The 17,602-nt window shown below is 70.2% G+C and carries 8 protein-coding genes; 4 read left to right on the forward strand and 4 right to left on the reverse strand.

Annotation, left to right across the window (positions count from 1 at the left end; translation table 11 throughout):
• Nucleotides 1–23: 23 nt before the first annotated feature.
• Nucleotides 24–959: a PfkB family carbohydrate kinase gene (locus tag MED15_RS20435; protein ID WP_112733645.1), complete on the reverse strand. Its 936-nt coding sequence runs from the start codon at nucleotides 957–959 to the stop codon at nucleotides 24–26.
• A 114-nt stretch (nucleotides 960–1,073) separates the two neighbouring features.
• Nucleotides 1,074–2,249 carry an XdhC family protein gene (locus tag MED15_RS20440; RefSeq protein ID WP_112733647.1) on the reverse strand — a complete coding sequence of 392 codons (1,176 nt, stop codon included), beginning with the start codon at nucleotides 2,247–2,249 and terminating at the stop codon, nucleotides 1,074–1,076.
• 390 nt (nucleotides 2,250–2,639) lie between these two features.
• Between MED15_RS20440 and MED15_RS20445 the strand changes: the two genes are divergently transcribed.
• Nucleotides 2,640–3,701 carry a lytic polysaccharide monooxygenase gene (locus tag MED15_RS20445; protein ID WP_112583301.1) on the forward strand — a complete coding sequence of 354 codons (1,062 nt, stop codon included), beginning with the start codon at nucleotides 2,640–2,642 and terminating at the stop codon, nucleotides 3,699–3,701.
• Between the two features lie 96 nt (nucleotides 3,702–3,797).
• On the opposite strand, the gene asnB is transcribed toward MED15_RS20445, so the two are convergent.
• Nucleotides 3,798–5,759 carry an asparagine synthase (glutamine-hydrolyzing) gene (gene asnB, locus MED15_RS20450; protein WP_091405235.1) on the reverse strand — a complete coding sequence of 654 codons (1,962 nt, stop codon included), beginning with the start codon at nucleotides 5,757–5,759 and terminating at the stop codon, nucleotides 3,798–3,800.
• Between the two features lie 131 nt (nucleotides 5,760–5,890).
• Between asnB and MED15_RS20455 the strand changes: the two genes are divergently transcribed.
• The 3 genes from MED15_RS20455 (at nucleotide 5,891) to MED15_RS20465 (ending at nucleotide 11,928) form a co-directional block, all read left to right on the forward strand.
• A complete protein-coding gene (locus MED15_RS20455; protein WP_112736675.1) occupies nucleotides 5,891–7,372 on the forward strand; it encodes an aminopeptidase P family protein in 1,482 nt (493 codons plus the stop codon).
• 713 nt (nucleotides 7,373–8,085) lie between these two features.
• A complete protein-coding gene (locus MED15_RS20460; RefSeq protein WP_112736677.1) occupies nucleotides 8,086–9,966 on the forward strand; it encodes a right-handed parallel beta-helix repeat-containing protein in 1,881 nt (626 codons plus the stop codon).
• 291 nt (nucleotides 9,967–10,257) lie between these two features.
• Nucleotides 10,258–11,928: a hypothetical protein gene (locus tag MED15_RS20465; RefSeq protein WP_167457696.1), complete on the forward strand. Its 1,671-nt coding sequence runs from the start codon at nucleotides 10,258–10,260 to the stop codon at nucleotides 11,926–11,928.
• An 85-nt stretch (nucleotides 11,929–12,013) separates the two neighbouring features.
• Here the strand turns inward: MED15_RS20465 and pulA are convergent, their stop codons facing one another.
• The gene (gene pulA / locus MED15_RS20470) at nucleotides 12,014–17,509 is read right to left on the reverse strand and encodes a pullulanase-type alpha-1,6-glucosidase (RefSeq protein WP_112736681.1); all 5,496 of its coding nucleotides are present in this window, start codon (nucleotides 17,507–17,509) and stop codon (nucleotides 12,014–12,016) included.
• Nucleotides 17,510–17,602: the final 93 nt, after the last annotated feature.

Consider the following 17,602-nt stretch of genomic DNA (forward strand, 5'->3'; position numbering starts at 1 on the left):
GGGTGGGGCGGGGGCGCGGGGGGTTAGGTGTTGAAGCGGTTCTGTACGGCGGTGCGGGTGGGCATGGCGGTGGCGCCGCCCGGGGATTCGCAGACCAGGCCGGCAACCCGCAGCGCGAAGGCGACCCGATCGGCCCAGCCCGACGGGCCCTCCGGCTCACCGTCGACGAGCAGGTCGGCGATCAGCGCGGCCATCACGGAGTCACCAGCGCCGGTGGCGTCGATCGCGTTGACCTTGGGGGCCGGCACCCGGACCGGGTCAGCCTCGGCGGCAGCCAGCACCGCACCGGCCGCGCCGAGCGTCACCACCACGGTGGCCGCCCCCAACTCACGCAGGTACGCCGCCACCCCCTCGACCGGCTCACCGGGATAGAGCAGCACCGCGTCGGCGGCGCTCAGCTTGACCAGGTGCGCGCCGGCGGCGAACTCGGCCACCACCTCGCGCAGCCCTTCCAGCGCGGCCGGCCCGTCCAGCAGCCGGGGACGCACGTTCGGGTCGAAGACCCGCAGGCCGGGGACGAGCGACCAGGCCCGGCGGGCGGCGGCGAGCGGGGCGGGTTGCAGCAGCACTATCGAGCCGCAGTAGAGCACGTCGGCGCCCTCCAGCAGCGCCAGGTCCAGATCATCGGGGCCGAGCAGTGCGTAGGAGGCCGGCTCGCCGTAGAAACGGAAGTCCGGCTCCGGCCCGGCGTACGTGACCACCGCGAGTGTGGTCGGCGCTGGCACGGTGATCGCACCGGCCACCCCGACGTCGGCAGCGGTGAGGAAGGCGCGGATCCGGCCGCCCAGCGCGTCGTCACCGAGCGAGCCGACGAACTGTGCCGCACCGCCGAGTCGGGCCACCCCGACGGCGACGTTCAGTGGCCCGCCGCCGATGGCCTGCCGATAGACCCGTTCCCCGTCGCGCTCGCTGTCGAGCAGGTCGACGAGCGCTTCACCGAGCACCACCGCGTATCCCATGCCGATCCTCTCGTCGTCGCCACCGGCCGCCGATCGCCGAGCCGATCTCCGTGGCACCAGGCTGGCACAGCGCACGGCCCGATGGGCGCGGAAGGCCACGCACCGACGTGCGCGCTACCCCGGCTGGTGGATCGGCCCGTCGAGTACCGCGAGCGGGCGACCGGTGCCGCCCCACCGGGCCGCGACGATCTGCGCGGCCACACTCACGGCGGTCTCCTCCGGGGTACGACCACCGAGGTCCAACCCGATCGGGGAGGCGAGCCGGGCGAGCTGCGCCGGACTGAGCCCCGCCTCGCTCAGCAGCTTGTGACGCTCGTCGTGGGTGCGTCGTGAGCCCATCGCGCCGACGTACGACAGCGGGTGGCGCAGCGCCAGCTCCAGCAACGGCACGTCGAACCTGGGGTCGTGGGTGAGCACGCACAGCACCGTCCGCTCGTCGAGCCGATCGGCCGCCAACTCGGTACGCAGGTAGCGGTGCGGCCACTGCACCACCACCTCGTCCGCCTCGGGAAAGCGCCGCGCGGTGGCGAAGACCGGCCGGGCGTCGCAGACAGTGACCCGGTAGCCGAGGAACGCGCCGATCCGGGCCACCGCGGCGGCGAAGTCGATCGCCCCGAAGACGATCATCCGGGGCGGGGTGGCGTACGCGGTCACGAAGAGGCTGATGCCGCCGCCTCGGCGCTGCCCGTGGTACCCGTACCGGAGCATTCCGCTGCGTCCGGCGGCGAGCAGCCCGAGGGCGTCGGCGCTGGCGGCGTCGTCGAGCCGGTCGTCGCCGAGCGAGCCGACGGACCGCTGGCCGGTCAGCACCAGCCGCCGGCCGAGCCGCCGGGCCGGGTCGGTCGGTGCGGCGCCCGGAGAACTGCCGGCATCGGCGGGTGGATCGTCGGTGGCGTCGGCGGCCACGCAGGTGACGATCGCCGCCGGGTGGCCGCTGCGGCGGGCGGCGGCGACCGCGTCCAGCGCCGGCAGGGCTCTCGTGTCGACGCGCTCCACGAACACGTCGAGGATGCCGCCGCAGGTCAGGCCCACGGCGTACGCGTCGTCGTCGCTGATCCCGTAGCGGCACAGCTCGGGTTGGCCGGTGTCGAGCACACGGCGGGCCCGTTCGTAGAGATCCGCCTCGACGCAGCCGCCGGAGACGCTGCCGATGACCGTGCCGTCGGTCGTGACCACCATGGCGGTACCGGGTGGCTGCGGGGCGGAGTGCCAGGTGGCCACCACGGTGGCCAGCGCGATCGGCTCGCCGTCGCGGCACCGGCGGTGCACCTCGTCGAACACGTCCGGCACCGGCTGCCGCCTCTCCGTTCCCGCTCCCCGTACGCAGGATATGGCGTCCAGCCGCGGCCGGCGGGTCTTCTCATGCATCGAGGAAGACCTATTGCGCTCGGCCCTGCGGCGTGGTGGGATGACGCGTACCGGGCGGTGCGAGGGCTGCGGCACCGCCGGTTGCCGGGTTGGTTAGACGCGAGGGCACCGGTCCAGGACAGGACCGTCGACGGCGCACGTCCACTGGCTGTTTTCCGCCGGGGCACGTCGCCGTGATCGTCGACCGCTCACGACAGCGGGGCGATCACGCCACATCCCACCCGATTGCGGCGGGGCGGCTCAGGCAGCGCCCCTCGCGAGTCAGGAGAACCCGTGAACCGTTCCCGTACGGCCGCCTTGCTCACCGCGGCCATGACCCTCGCGCTGGGCGCTGTCGCCCTGGCGTCCAATCCTCAGCCGGCCGCCGCGCACGGCGCGGCGATGACGCCGGGCAGCCGCACCTACCTGTGCTGGCAGGACGGCCGCAGCCAGACCGGTGAGATCAGGCCGAACAACCCCGCGTGCTCTGCCGCCGTGGCGCAGAGCGGGGCGAACTCGCTGTACAACTGGTTCAGCGTGCTGCGCTCCGACGCTGGCGGCCGGACCACCGGCTTCATCCCGGACGGGCAACTGTGCAGCGGCGGCGCAACCGGTTTCCGCGGCTACGACCTGCCCCGCACCGACTGGCCGCTGACCCACCTGACCGCCGGGGCGCGGTTGGACTTCAAGTACAGCAACTGGGCGCACCACCCGGGCACGTTCTACTTCTACGTGACGAAGAACAGCTGGAGCCCGACCCGGGCCCTGGCCTGGAGTGACCTGGAGGAGCCGTTCCTCACGGTGACCAACCCGCCGCAGCGCGGCTCGGTCGGCAGCAACGACGGGCACTACTACTTCAGCGGCAACCTGCCGTCGGGCAAGAGTGGCCGGCACATCATCTACTCCCGCTGGGTCCGCTCGGACTCGCAGGAGAACTTCTTCGGCTGCTCCGACGTGACCTTCGACGGCGGCAACGGCCAGGTCACCGGCGTGGGTCCGGGTGGCACGCCGACCGACCCGCCGCCCACAACCCCGCCGCCCACCGACCCGCCGCCCACCACCCCGCCGCCCACCACCCCGCCGCCGTCCGGCGGTGACTGCATGGCCACCTACAAGGTGTCCAGCACCTGGCAGGGCGGCTTCCAGGGCGAGGTCACGATCATGAACCACGGCAGTACGCCGTTCGCCGGTTGGACCGCGAGCTGGACCTGGCCCAACGGGCAGGCGATCAGTCAGATCTGGGGTGCCACCCAGACATCGTCCGGCTCGACGGTGACGGCGACAAACGTCGCCTACAACGGCACCGTCGCACCGGAAGGCACCACAACGTTCGGCTTCCTGGCCAGCTCCACAGGAACCAACGGACTCCCCACAGTCACCTGCGCCCGCCGCTAACCACCACCACCACCACCCTGAAATGATCAAGAGGTTTGCGTCACCGGAACCGCTCCGGATGACGCAAACCTCTTGATCAACAGGGTGGGGCAGGGGTCAGCGGACCATGGAGCCGACGACCGGCTTCGTGAGCAGGGCGGACTGGTTGCGCTGGATGCCCGGGTCGAGGGTCTTGGCCACGAAGATCGCGTGCCAGATGCAGAAGATCAGCACCGTCCACACCTTGCGGGAGTGGTCGGCCTCCTCCCGCTTGTGCTCGTCGAGCAGCCGCAGCGCGTACGACAGGTCGAGCAGGTCACCCGCACCCGAGGTGCTGAGCACGTGCCGGGCCCACTCGTACATCTCGCCACGCAGCCACACCCGGGTGGGGGTCGGGAAGCCCAGCTTCTTGCGGTTGACGATGGCCGGCGGCACGACACCCTGCAACGCCTGACGCATCGCGTACTTCGTGGCGTCGGAGCGCGGCGGCAGCTTCAGGTCGACCGGGATCTTCGCCGCGACGTCGAAGACCTCCCGGTCGAGGAACGGCACCCGCACCTCCAGCGAGTGCGACATCGAGATCCGGTCGGCCTTGACCAGGATGTCGCCGCGCAGCCAGGTGTAGAGGTCGACGTACTGCATCTTGGTGACGTCGTCGAGCTCGGTGCACTCGGCGTAGATCGGGGCGGTGACGTCCGTGTAGCGCACCGAGGGGTCGTAGCGGCGCATCAGGTGCTGCTTCTCCTCCTCGGTGAACATCCGGGCGTTGCCGTAGTAACGCTCCTCGATCGGGGTGGTGCCGCGCTCCAGGAAGCTCTTGCCCTTGACCCCCTGCGGGATCGCTTTGGAAACCGCGCGCAGCCCCTTCTGCACGCCGCCGGGCAGACCGTTGACGGTGCCCAGCGACAGCGGCTCCCGGTAGATCGTGTAACCGCCGAAGAACTCGTCCGCGCCCTCACCGGAGAGCACCACGGTGACGTGCTCGGCGGCCTTCTTCGCCACGAAGTAGAGCGGCACCAGCGCCGGGTCGGCCACCGGGTCGTCCAGGTGCCAGACGATCTTCGGTAGCGCGTCGATCATGTCCTGCGGACCGATCTTGGTGGGGATCGTGGTGACGTCCAGGTGCCGGGCCGAATCCTGGGCGACGTCGATCTCCGAGTAACCCGGCACGTCGTAGCCGACGGTGAAGGTGAGGATGTTCGGGTTGAACTCCCGCGCCAGCGCCACCACAGCTGTGGAGTCGATGCCACTGGACAGGAACGAGCCGACCGGCACGTCGGAGCGCATGTGCATGCGCACGCTCTCCCGCAGCGTCTCGCGGATCTCGTGGTAGAGCTTCTGCTCGTCGTCGACCGGCGCCGGCCGGAACACCGGCCGGTACCACCGGCGTACGTCGATCCGGCCGCCCGGGGTCCAGTTCAGGTACTCCCCCGAGCCGATCCGGCTGATGCCCTTGTGCAGGGTGCCGGGCTCGGGGACGTACTGCAGGGTCAGGTAGTGGCTCAGGTTGGCCGTGTCGACGCCCGCGTCGCCCTGGTAGTTGCTGTGCGCGAACGGCAGCAGCGCCTTCTTCTCCGAGGCCAGGTAGAGGCCGTCGGCGGTCTCCAGGTAGTGCATCGGCTTGATGCCGAAATAGTCACGGGCACCGAACGCCCGGCGCTCCTGCCGGTCCCAGATGACGAAGGCGAACATGCCCCGCAGCCGGGTGAGCACCTGCTCACCCCAGAAGTGGTAGCCCGCGACGATCACCTCGCCGTCACCGGCGGTGGCGAACTGGGCACCGAAGTTTCTGATCAACTCCTCGCGCAGCTCGATGTAGTTGTAGATCTCGCCGTTGAAGGTCAGCAGGTAACGGCCGTTCGCGTAGGGCAGTGGCTCGTGGCTCGACGCGACGTCGATGATGGCCAGCCGCTTGTGGGCGAACACGCCGTCCGCGTACCGGCCGGAGGCGTCGCCGACCACCTCGACCCCTGTCTCATCGGGGCCGCGGTGGTGCAGGCATTCCAACGCTCCGGCGATGTGGTCGCGATGCGCGGCGGCGTTGCCGTTCGCGCTGAAGAAGGCCAGAAGTCCGCACATGGTGGCCATCTTTCCACGCGCGCTGTCGGCCCTTGCAGCCGTCCGTCGATCCACCCGACTCCCAGGGGCGTTACCGGCAACCGGACGCGCGGTACCGTCGGGACCAGCAACGAAGCGGAGGGAGCGGCGCAATGACCGAGGGACAGACCGACGGTACGCCGACGGACGGTACGGAATCGCACGATCCGGACTTCCCGGAGGCGTTCCTGTCCTTCATGCGGCAGGGCTGGAGCGACACCGCGCTCCCCGTGACGCCCCGCCCGGAGACGCCCAACTACGCCAAGCGGCGGGCCGCCCTCTCGGCGGCCTTCCCCGGCGAGACGCTGGTGATCCCCACCGGCACCGAGAAGGTCCGGGCCAACGACACCGACTACCCGTTCCGGCCGGGCAGCGACTTCGCCTACCTGACCGGCGACCACGACGCCGACAGCGTGCTGGTGCTGCGCCCGAACGGCTCGGGGCACGACGCGATGCTGTACATGCGGCCCCGGTCCTCCCGGGAGACCGACGAGTTCTTCCGCAGCCGCAACGGCGAGCTGTGGGTGGGCCGGCGGCACACCCTCGGCGAGAAGTCGACCGAGCTGGGCCTGCCGACCGCCGACCTGACCGGTCTGGAGGCGACGCTCGCCGACCTGGCTCCGGGGCGTACCCGGGTGTTGCGCGGTTTCGACGCCCAGGTGGACGCGGCCGTCCGCCCCTACGACGGGCCCCGCGCCGAGGGCCAGCCGGCCCGGGACCGTGAGCTGGCCATCGCCATCTCGGAGATGAAGCTGGTCAAGGACGAGTGGGAGATCGGCCAACTCCAGGACGCGATCGACGCCACCGTACGCGGCTTCGAGGACGTCGCCCGGATCCTGCCGGCCGACCGGGCGGTCTCCGAGCGGCTGCTGGAGGGCGTCTTCGCGCTGCGGGCCCGCCACGACGGCAACGACGTCGGGTACGGCTCGATCGTCGGTGCCGGCGAGCACGCCACGATCCTGCACTGGGTGCACAACCACGGCGCCACCCGACCGGGTGACCTGCTGCTGATGGACATGGGTGTCGAGGGCCCCAACCTCTACACCGCCGACGTCACCCGGGTCCTGCCGGTGAGCGGCCGGTTCACCGCGCTACAGCGCCAGGTCTACGACATCGTGTACGCCTCGCAGCAGGCCGGCATCGAGGCCATCCGCCCCGGGGTGAAGTTCAAGGACGTCCACCTGACCTGCATGCGGGTGCTCGCCGAGGGCCTGTCCGAGCTGGGTCTGCTGCCGGTGAGCGTGGACGAGGCGATGGACGAGAAGTCGACCGTCTACCGACGGTGGACGCTGCACGGCTTCGGCCACATGCTCGGCATCGACGTGCACGACTGCTCCAACGCCCGTAAGGAGACCTACCGCGACGGCGCGCTGGGTGAGGGCTACGTGCTCACCGTCGAGCCCGGTCTGTACTTCCAGCCGGAGGACGAACTGGTCCCCGCCGAGCTGCGCGGTATGGGCATTCGGATCGAGGACGACGTGCTGGTCACCGCGACCGGCGCGGTCAACCTGTCGGCCGGGCTGCCCCGCACCTCCGACGAGGTGGAGACCTGGCTGGCCGAGCAGCGCGAAGCCGGCCCCCGCCTGCCCAGCTGAGCCGGCTGTCTGCCGGGGTTGGCGAATCAAGCCCCGCCCCTGGCCCGCCTGGCCCTTCTTGAGGGCTGGCGGGCCAGGGGTTCGCTGCGTGATCCACTCGACTTCCTTGCAGTCGCGCTGTCCCGGCCGCTCGGATACCGCGTTTTCAAGAAAACCGAGTGGTTCACCCACCACGGACCGACCCCACCACGGACCGACCTCGCCGCACCTTGACCTCGCCGCAACGTTGAAGCGTCCGGCCCAGCCCTAGTCGACCCACGCCCGACCGCGCTTTCCGCCTGACCCAACGCCTCCGGCCCGCGCCCCGCCCGTCCCGGCCGCCGTCTGGCCCGGCCCAGGCCCGCAGCAGCCGCCTGCCCGTCAGTGGCAGCTGGCAACCAGGTGCCCGGCCACGCCCCGCCCGTCCCAGCCGCCGTCTGGCCCGCAGCAGCCCGCCCGACCCTCACTGAGGGCTGGCAACCAGGTGCCCCGGACGTGATCCACTCGGCCAGCGACATTCGGTGTTCGTGCTGCTTGGGACCCTTTCCACCGGCCGGGACCGGTTGGCCGCCCTCACCTGACCTGAGCCAAATGCGTGGTTATCTCAGATAAGTCCGCATCGCGAAGATGGTTCTCATACGGTGAGGATCAGAGGCTACAACCCATTTGTAGCTGGTCGTGGCGCCTCGGGCGGTGCGATCCCGTCTGGTAGCAGGAAAGGGCGGAAGGCTCTGATGTCCAACGACGTAACGAGTACCGACGGCGGGGCCTCGACGGCTCCGCCAACACGGCGAAGGCGGGCGCTCTGGGTCGCCGGCGTGGCCGGGCTGACCGGCGTGGTCGGCCTCGCGGCCCTCGGCGGCGTCGCCGCTCGGAACGACAAGCCAAAGTCCGACCAGGTGTCCGACGCGCAGCCGTCGACCAACCGGCAGACCGTCAGCGACGACGGCGGCGCGGACAAGGGCGGCGCCAAGGACGACGGCGGTCAGGACGACGAGTGGAGCGGCGACGACTGGAGCGGCTTCGACGACCGGTCCGGCGAGGATGGCAAGGACCGGAAGGACGGCAAGGACGGCAAGGACGGCAAGGACGGCAAGCACGACGAGAAGGACCGCACCAAGCAGGTCCCGTGCGACTCCGACAAGCTGATCCAGGCGATCACGTTCGCCAACAACGAGGACGGCGGCGTGCTGGAGCTGGCCAGGGGCTGCACCTACACCCTGACTCGCAACCAGGACGGCAACGGCCTCCCGGTGATCACTGAGCACATCACCCTCAAGGGTGAGCACACCACCATCGGTCGCGAGGCCACGGCCGACTACTTCCGCATCCTCAACGTCGGCGCTGGCGGGCACCTCACTCTCAAGGGCCTGAGCATCAGGGGTGGCCAGACCCTTCAGTCCCCGATAACCGCCGACCCGGCGACGGTCTGGGCGCCGTACTCGGTCCAGGTCCGCTCGACCGTGGCCGCGCCACCGGCCGCAGCGGCGCCCGCCGCGAAGCCGGCGACCGCGACGGCGGCCGGCGCCAAGCCAGCGGCAGCGACGGCGGCAGCAACCGCCGCCAAACCGGCCACGAAGGCCACCGCCAAGGCCGCGCCCGCCAAGGCCTCCGCCAAGCAGGCCGCGAAAGCAGCGCCAGCCAAGCCCGCGGCGACAGCAACAAAGGCCGCCACGGCCAAGCCGGTGGCCGCGGCGGCGAAGCCGGTGGGTGCCGGTACGGCGGTGGTGCCGCTGGTCGAGCAGCCTGGGTTCACCGACGGCGCCGGGGTGCTGGTGCAGCCCGGTGGTCGCGCGGAGATCCTGGACAGCGAGTTGCTCTACAACCAGTCCGGCGGCAACGGCGGCGGGTTGGCCAACTTCGGCAGCACCAGGCTCAGCAAGACGACTGTTGCGCACAACACCGCCTTCTTCTTCGGCGGCGGCATCTTCAACGCCGGCCTACTCCAGGTCGACGAGTCGAAGATCAAGGACAACACCGGCATCATCGGCGGCGGCGGCATCTCCAACGGCGCGGCGCGGATCTTCACCGAGGAGGTCGACGGCGGCTCGGTCTGGGTCCACAAGAGCGAGGTCACCGACAACGAGACGCTCGGCTTCGGCGGCGGTGTCCTGGATGTCGAGGGCACCACGACGTTGCACCAGACGACGGTCAGTGACAACACCGCGGTGCTCGACGGTGGTGGCGTCGCGGTGGCCGACAGCCAGCTCACCCTCAAGGACGCCACGGTGGTCAAGAACAGCGCCGCTCGCTCGGGTGGCGGCCTGGCCGTGACCAACGACAGCGTTGCGACGATCGAGAACAGCAGGATCAACGACAACACTGCGGGCTTCTCCGGCGCGGGCCTCTTCAACGAGGAGAGCGTCACCACGCTGCGCGACAGCGAGGTGTCGGGCAACCGGGCCGTCGGTCCGTTCGGCCGCGGCGGCGGCATCCTCAACACCGAGGGCGGCGAGGTCACGCTCCACCGGACGAAGGTGGCGCACAACTTCTCCACCCTTGAGCCGGGGGGCATCTTCAACAGCATCGGCGGCACCGTGACGCTGGACGACGAGTCCGCCGTCACTGCCAACCGCCCGACCAACTGCTTCAACGTTTTGGACTGCTTCGCCTGATCGGGTGGGGCCGAACCACATAGAGGGCGCGCCCCTTCGAGCCGTGACCGGCTCGGAGGGGCGTACCCATTTGGGCAGGTCAGGCGCGTGCAGGCCGGCTTGGGCGGCGGTGTGTCGGTCCGGGCCCCGCTGGGGGCAACATGAACCGAATGTGGGCTTCTCTCGGATAAGCCCGCGAGGCGAGGAACCTTCTCATACGGTGGTTTTGGGAGCTACAACCGATTTGTAGCAGGGGACGCCCGTCTGACGGCGGCGACCCTGTCTGGTACGAGGAGAGGGCAGAGAGCTCCGATGTCCAACTACCTAACGAACAACGAAGCCTCCGGGCGGGCGACGGCCAAGAGCCGCCGCAAGCTCTGGCTCGCCAGTGGCGTGGCCGGTTTGACGGGCGTGATCAGTCTCGCGGCGGTTGGCGTCGCGGGCAGCGCCGGAGCGGTCGGCTTGAACTGGAACACCGCGCAGGTCAGCAAGGACGGCGACCAGCGGGGTGACGAGGCGCGCGACTGGGACAAGGACGAGGACCGGAACAAGGACCGGGACAAGGACAAGGACAAGGACAAGGACCGGGACAAGGACCACGAGCGCGGGAAGGAGGTGCCCTGCGACACCGACAAGCTGATTCAGGCGATCGTGTTCGCCAACAACAGGCACGGCGGTGTGCTGGAGCTGGCCAAGGGCTGCACCTACAACCTGTCCCGCAACGACTACGAGGGCAACGGCCTGCCGGTGATCACCGAGCGGATCACGCTCAAGGGCGAGCACACCACGATCTCTCGGGAAGCCACAGCGGACTACTTCCGCATCCTCAACGTCGGCGCCGGTGGTCACCTCACGATCAAGGGCCTGACCATCAAGGGTGGCCAGACCCTGGAGCTGTACAACAGCGTCGAGCCGGCGGCCGTCTGGGCGTCGTACTCGGACTCCGAGGCGATCGCGGCGCAGGTGAAGGCGGGCGTCCCGCTGAACCAGGCGCTCACCGCCCGTCAGGCCAACCCGAAGGCCGGCCTGACGGCGACGCCGAAGGTGACGCCCAAGGCCGCGCCGACCGCGAAGGCGGGTGTCGTCACGCCGCTCGTGGAGTACCCGGACGCCACCGACGGCGCCGGCATCCTGGTGCAGCCGGGTGGCACCGCCGAGATCCTGGAGTCCGAGGTCGTCCTGAACCAGTCGGGCGGCAACGGTGGTGGTGTGGCCAACTTCGGCACCACGAAGATCTGGCACAGCACCGTCACCCGTAACACCGCCTTCTTCTTCGGTGGCGGTGTGTTCAACGCCGGCCTGCTCAAGGTCGAGGAGTCGAAGATCAAGGACAACACCGCCATCATCGGTGGTGGCGGTATCTCCAACGGCGCTGCGCGGATCTTCGCCGACGACGTCGACGGCGGTACTGTCGAGCTCAAGAAGGCCGAGATCACCGACAACGAGACGTTCGGCTTCGGCGGTGGCTACCTCGACATCGAGGGCAACACCACGGCGTACGAGACCAAGTTCGTCTCGAACACCGCGGTTCTCGCCGGTGGCGGTCTCGCTGCCGCGGACAGCCAGCTCAACCTGCACAACGCAACGGTCGAGAGGAACAGCACCGCCGGTGTCGGTGGCGGTGTGGCCATCGCCTTCGACAGCGCGGTCACGTTCGAGAAGAGCAGCATCAAGGACAACACCGCCGGCTTCTTCGGCGGCGGGCTCTTCAACGTCCTCAGCGTCACCACGCTGCGCGACAGCGAGGTCGTCGGCAACCGGGCCATCGGCCCGATCGGGGTCGGCGGCGGCATCTTCAACATCTTCGGCGAGGTCAACCTGTCGAAGACGAAGGTCGCCCACAACTTCTCCACCTTCGAGCCGGGCGGTGTCTTCAGCTTCTTCGGAGACGTGAACGTGGACGACAAGTCCGCCATCACCGCGAACCGTCCGACCAACTGCCTGGCCATCCCGGGCGGCACGATCGACAACTGCTTCGCCTGATCGCTCACCCTCGGGTGACGACGGCATAGCGCCAGCACAACGGACCGGCCCCCTTCCGCGAGACGCGGAAGGGGGCCGGTTCACGTCACTTCTGGACGAAGACCGCCACGCTGCGCGCCGGTACGGTGAACGTGCCGGCCGCCCGGTCGAACGATGCGGTACGCAGCACCGGGTCGACCGAGTCGACAAGCACCGGGTGCAGTGCCACGTCCGCTCCGCGCAGTTCGGTCACCGTCTGGTTGGCCGCCGACGGGGTGCTGTTCAAGACGACGGTCAGCGACTTCCACGGCCCGCCCAGCCCACTGGCGTCGAGGGTCATGGTCAGCACCCCCGGTGTCTCCTGCGCGCCGGACAGCGGGAACGCCACCCGCCGCTGCACCTGCTCGGCGGTGGCCAGCCCGAACACCGGCGACGACGCCCGGATGCGCAGCAACTCGGCGTACCGGGCGTCGGTCGTGTTGATCGCCGCGCAGTCCGGCACCAGCGCCGGGTCGGCCAGCAGCGGCTTCGCGTACGACCACTTGTCCTCGTTGTCGGGCGCGGGCGGCAGACCGGCACCGAACCCGTTGCCCCGTGCACAGTCCCAGCGGATCTGGTTGAACCAGTCACCGGAGTTGTACGAGTTGCGGTCCAACGACTTCGACCGCAGCCGTTCGGTGCCGGCGGTGACGAACCCGGTGCCCTGTCCCAGCACCACAGTGCCCAGCGCCAGCACCTGCATCCGGGAGCGGTCCGCCGCCGTGGTGGCCTGCGGCAGTTTGTACGCCAACGCGTCGTACAGGATCTCGTTGTCGTGCGCGTCGGCGTAGGTGACGGCCTCCCCCGGTGCGGCGGTGTAGCCGGCCGGGGAGCCGTTGTAGTCCACCTGATCCCCGGTGACCTCACGCCCGGCGGTGTCGGTGAACCGGTAGCCGCGCAGGTTGCCGGTGAGCCCCACCTTGATCAGGTCGTGGGCGTGCAGCAGCCGGGCCTTCTGCTCGGCCGGTGAGCCGTTGACCGCGTCGCCGTTCGGGTCGGTGTAGAGCCCGGAGGCGAAACCCTGCACCCTCGGGTTCTCGTCGAACGGTCCGCCGCCGCGCACCGCATCGCGCAGCCGGTCGTTGAAGGTGCCGATGCCGGTGCCGGCCATGTTGGCCTGGGTGGCCTGGACGAAACGGGCGTCGTTGGCGACCTCGCCGAAGTTCCAGCCCTCGCCGTAGAGCATGATCGCCTTGCCGTCCACGCCGTCGCGGGCGACGGTGAGCCGGTCCAGGGCCGCCCGGACGGCCAGGATGTTCGCCTTCGGGTGGTGACCCATCAGGTCGAAGCGGAAGCCGTCCACCTTGTACTGTCGGGCCCAGGTGACCAGCGAGTCGACCACCAGCTTGCCCATCATGGCGTGCTCGGGAGCGGTGTTGGCGCAGCAGGTGGAGTTGGCCACCGTGCCGTCCTCCAGCAGCCGGTGGTAGTAGCCGGGCACGATCTGGTCGAGCACCGACTTCGCGTCGGTGCCGGCCGCGGACGTGTGGTTGTAGACCACGTCCATGACCACGCGCAGCCCGGCGTCGTTCACCCCGGCGACCATCCGCCGGAACTCGGTGGTCCGCGCCGCGCCGACCGGGTCGACGGCGTAACCGCCCTCGGGCACTGTGTAGTGCAGCGGGTCGTACCCCCAGTTGTAGCCGTCGGTTTCGGCGACCGCCGCCACGCACTTCTGCTGCTCGGCCGAGTCCGGCGGCAGCGCTGCCAGGTCGCAGGCCGGCTTGCGCTGGTCGGCCCGCTTCTCCGGGATCGTCGCGAAGTCGAACGCCGGTAGCAGGTGCAGGTGGGTGACCCCGGCGTCGCCGAGCGCCCGCAGGTGGGTCATGCCGGCGGTTCCCGGGTCGGTGAACGCGAGGAAGGTCCCCCGCCGCTCGGCCGGCACTGTGTCGTCGGCGATGGAGAAGTCCCGCACGGACAGCTCGGTGATCTGCGCCTTCGCGGCCGGCACCGGTGCCGGTTTGCGCAGCGTGCGCCAGCCGGTCGGGGCCAGCGCCCTGTCGTTCAGGTCGACGAGCTGGCTGTGCGTGGAGTCCGCGGCGAGGGCCACCGAGTACGGGTCGGTCACCGACGCGGTGACCATCCGCTGTGCCGCCGGCTGCCACGCCCGCACCTCGTAGCGGTAGAACTTGCCGGTCCAGCCGTGGTCGCCGCGCACCGACCAGACGCCGGTGCGGTCGTCGCGGCGCATCGGCACCGTCTTCGGCGCGGCGGTGGGCGAGTCGAACAGGTGCAGTCGCACGCTGTGGGCGGTCGGCGCCCACAGCGCGAGGTTCGGCGTCCGGCCGACGAAGGTGGGCCCGAGGGTGGCGTCGGCCGCCCGGGAGTACACGTCGTCGAGCACGCCGGGGATCTGCACGCCGGTCGCGGCGAGCAGCGCGCCCTCGGCGTCGCGCTCGGTGACCAGCAACTGCCCCCGCAGCGCCGCCGGGACCTTGGCCAGGTCCGCCCGGTCCAGGGCGAAGCTACGGTACGACCACAGGTGCGGGAACGTGTCGCGTTGGGCCTCGGTGAGCCCGTTGCGCTGCGCCCGCAGCGGCAACGTGGTGTACGTGCCGGTCAGCTCGCCGTCGACCACGCTGACCCCGCCGGTGGGCGCGGTGACCAGCGCGTACGTCTTGCCGTCGGTCGGCGGGGTCTGCCACGCCACCGTGGACCTGTCGATCCAGTGCGCCTTCTGCTTGTTGATGTCGGTGTCTCCGCTGGCCGTGGTGGCCGTCGACGGCAGCAGGCGGCCCGGCGTGGCGGCGAGCAACCACACCTCCCGGCCGGCGCTGGCGAAGTCGAGCCGCTGGTCGTCGGGCAGGTCCTTGGTGTCGCCCTGGTGGATGATGTAGTTCAGGCCGGTGGCACCGGCCGCCAGCGGCACCCGGAACACCGCCCCGAACGCGTCGACGGAGGTCGGCCGCAGCGGGGCGGACCACTCGGTCGGGTTGGCCGCGCCGTCCCACAGGTGCAGGCCCCAGCCGTCGTAGTTGCCGTCGGCCCGCCGATAGTGGAGCACGGCGGTGCCCTCCTCGACCGGCGGGTCCGGTTCACCGGCGGCCGCCTGCCGGCTCGGGTAGATTGCCGGGTCGCCCTGCTTGAGCCAGATCTCGCCGGTCTGGGTGACGTCGATGCTGCGGTCCTGGGCGACGTCCTTCGTACCAGCCTTGTCGACAACCAGGAAGTTCATTGACGTCGCGCCCGGCTTGAGTTTCACCCAGGCGAACCGGCCGTAGGAGTCCTCCCCGGCGAACGGCTGCCCCTTCGGCCACTCGGTGACGTACGCCGGGTCGATGTCTCCCCAGGCGTACAGCCCCCAGTCGTCGTACCCCCCGGCGGGACGCTGGTAGTGCACCACCGCCCACTCCCGGGAGCTGCCCTGCACCGGGGTCCCCACCACGGCGGTGGACCGGGCGGTGGCGGTACGGCCACGGCCGTCGCGGACCACCGCCTTGTACTCGACAGGGGTGCCGCCGGCCAGGCCGGTCAGGTCGTGCTGCACCGTGTACGGGGCGTGGTCGGCGCTGCCCAGCAGCGTCCACCGGCCGCCGGCCACCCGGGCCGCGACGGTGACGGTGGCCAGCGGATCGCCGGTCACCCGGGCGGTGACCGCCGCCCGGGTGGCGACCGACGCGTCCGGAGCCGGGCTGGTGATGGTGATGGTCGGCTTGTCGGCCGCGGGCGCGATGGGGCTGCCGGCCCGGTACACCGCCGCCGACAGCGGCGGCACGGTGAGGGTCAGTTCCCCGTCACCGCTGGCGTGTTCGTCGCCCGAGCCGCCGTAGATGCCGGTGAAGGTGGCGCCGGCCGACCAGGTGTCCACCGTGACAGTCTGCGGGCTGTCGGCGTTGTTCACGGCCACCACGTACTCGGTACGGTCGGCCGGGGCGATCCGGGAGGCGGCGAAGACGCCGGGCCCGTCGGCCGCGTACCGGGTGACCTGCACACCGTCGCGCAACGCCGGGTGGGCCTGGCGCAGCCGGCCAAGGTCGGCGATGGTCCGGTACAACGGGTGGGCTGTGTCGAACTGGTCGCTGGCGTGCGTGCGGTCGGTGCCGAGCAGGTCGTCGTCGAGGTAGTCGGGAACCTTCGACGCGAACATGTCCTGGCGGGCGTCCTTGTCGCCGCCCGGGCCGGTGAAGCCCTGCTCGTCGCCGGAGTAGACCACCGGCTGGCCACGGGTCAGGAACATCAACTGGTGCGCGAGCTGGTCACGACGCAGGTGGCTGGCCGGGTCGCTGCCACCACCGGCGATGAACGATCCGATCCGGCCCATGTCGTGGTTGCCGAGGAACGTGGTCAACCGGCCGGCGTCGGTGTCCCGGGCCGCGTAGAGGTCGTCGCGGGCGTACACGTCGGCGAGCGCCTTCGCGGAGCCGGCGCCGGCGGTGAAGCCCCGCGCGGCCTCCTGGAAGGCGAAGTCGAGGGTGGCCGGCAGGCCACCCTGGCGGACGTAGCTGGAGCTGATCTCCGGGTCGGCGCTGTACACCTCGCCGAACATGAAGAAGTCCTTCTTGCCGGCCTTCTCGGCGGCCCGCTCGATGCCCTGGCTGAACTGCGGCCAGAAGTCCATGTTGACGTGCTTCACGGTGTCCAGTCGGAAGCCGTCGACGCCGGTCGCGCCGATCCAGTCCCCGTACGCCTTGGTCAGACCCCGGACCACCTCGGGGCGTTCGGTCCACAGGTCGTCGAGGCCGAAGAAGTCGCCGTACTCGCTGTTCTCGCCGGCGAAGGTGGAGTCACCCCGGTTGTGGTACATGGTGGCGTCGTTCAGCCAGGCGGGGACCTTGACGCTCGCGTCCTTCGGCTCGTCGAACGTCGGCGTGTACGGGAAGGACTCCTTGTCGACTGGCGGGAACGCCCGGGAGCCGTCGGCGTAGTTGCGGTCCTCGAACGCCCGGCCCTGCGCGTCGGTGTACGGCGAGGTCGCCTTGTCCACGTACGCGTACTTGTCCTCGGCGTACTTGATCACGTCGGCGGTGTGGTTGACGATCACGTCAAGGTAGATCTTGAGGCCGCGCTGGTGAGCGAGCTTGACCAGCCGCTTCATCTCGTCCATGGTGCCGAAGTGCGGGTCCACCTGGGTGAAGTCGGTGATCCAGTAACCGTGGTAGCCGGCCGAGATGTCGTTGCCGGCACCCTGCACCGGCCGGTTCTTGAAGATCGGGGCAAGCCAGATGGCGGTGGTGCCCATCCCCTGGATGTAGTCCAACTTGTCGATGACGCCCTTGAGGTCGCCGCCGTGGTAGAAGCCCTTGTCGGTCGGGTCGAGGCCGGTCCGCAGCCGGTCGCCGGTGAGGCCGCCGCGGTCGTTGCGGGGGTCTCCGTTGGCGAACCGGTCTGGCAGGACGAAGTAGAACTGCTCGGCTCGGGCGGAGTTGCCGCCGGCCTTCAGCAGCGCCTCGGCGGTGGGTTCGTCACGCCACTGGGTCGCGCCGCCGATCGCGAGTGCGGCGCCGTCGGACGGCCGGGGGGCCGCGGCGGCGGGGTGCACGGCGACCGGAGCGCCGACGAGCGTGACGGTGAGCAGGGAGGCAAGGGCCAGCAGGGCAGTGCGCGGTATCGGCGGGGGTTTCATCGACGCCTTCCTCTGGTCGCTGATTGGCCGCACGCTAACCCTTGCCGAAACATTCTGCAATACCTTGCAAACATGGTCGCAACAAAGCAGCAT

The sequence above is a fragment of the Micromonospora noduli genome, assembly GCF_003264475.1.
Classification (GTDB): Bacteria; Actinomycetota; Actinomycetes; order Mycobacteriales; family Micromonosporaceae; genus Micromonospora; species Micromonospora noduli.

Excerpts from the sequence above, each read along its gene's own strand:
- MED15_RS20465 (WP_167457696.1), top strand. The coding sequence starts at position 10,258 with ATGTCCAACTACCTAACGAACAACGAAGCCTCCGGGCGGGCGACGGCC.
- MED15_RS20455 (WP_112736675.1), top strand. The coding sequence starts at position 5,891 with ATGACCGAGGGACAGACCGACGGTACGCCGACGGACGGTACGGAATCG.
- pulA (WP_112736681.1), bottom strand. The coding sequence starts at position 17,509 with ATGAAACCCCCGCCGATACCGCGCACTGCCCTGCTGGCCCTTGCCTCC.
- MED15_RS20445 (WP_112583301.1), top strand. The coding sequence starts at position 2,640 with ATGACCCTCGCGCTGGGCGCTGTCGCCCTGGCGTCCAATCCTCAGCCG.
- MED15_RS20435 (WP_112733645.1), bottom strand. The coding sequence starts at position 959 with ATGGGATACGCGGTGGTGCTCGGTGAAGCGCTCGTCGACCTGCTCGAC.
- MED15_RS20460 (WP_112736677.1), top strand. The coding sequence starts at position 8,086 with ATGTCCAACGACGTAACGAGTACCGACGGCGGGGCCTCGACGGCTCCG.
- asnB (WP_091405235.1), bottom strand. The coding sequence starts at position 5,759 with ATGTGCGGACTTCTGGCCTTCTTCAGCGCGAACGGCAACGCCGCCGCG.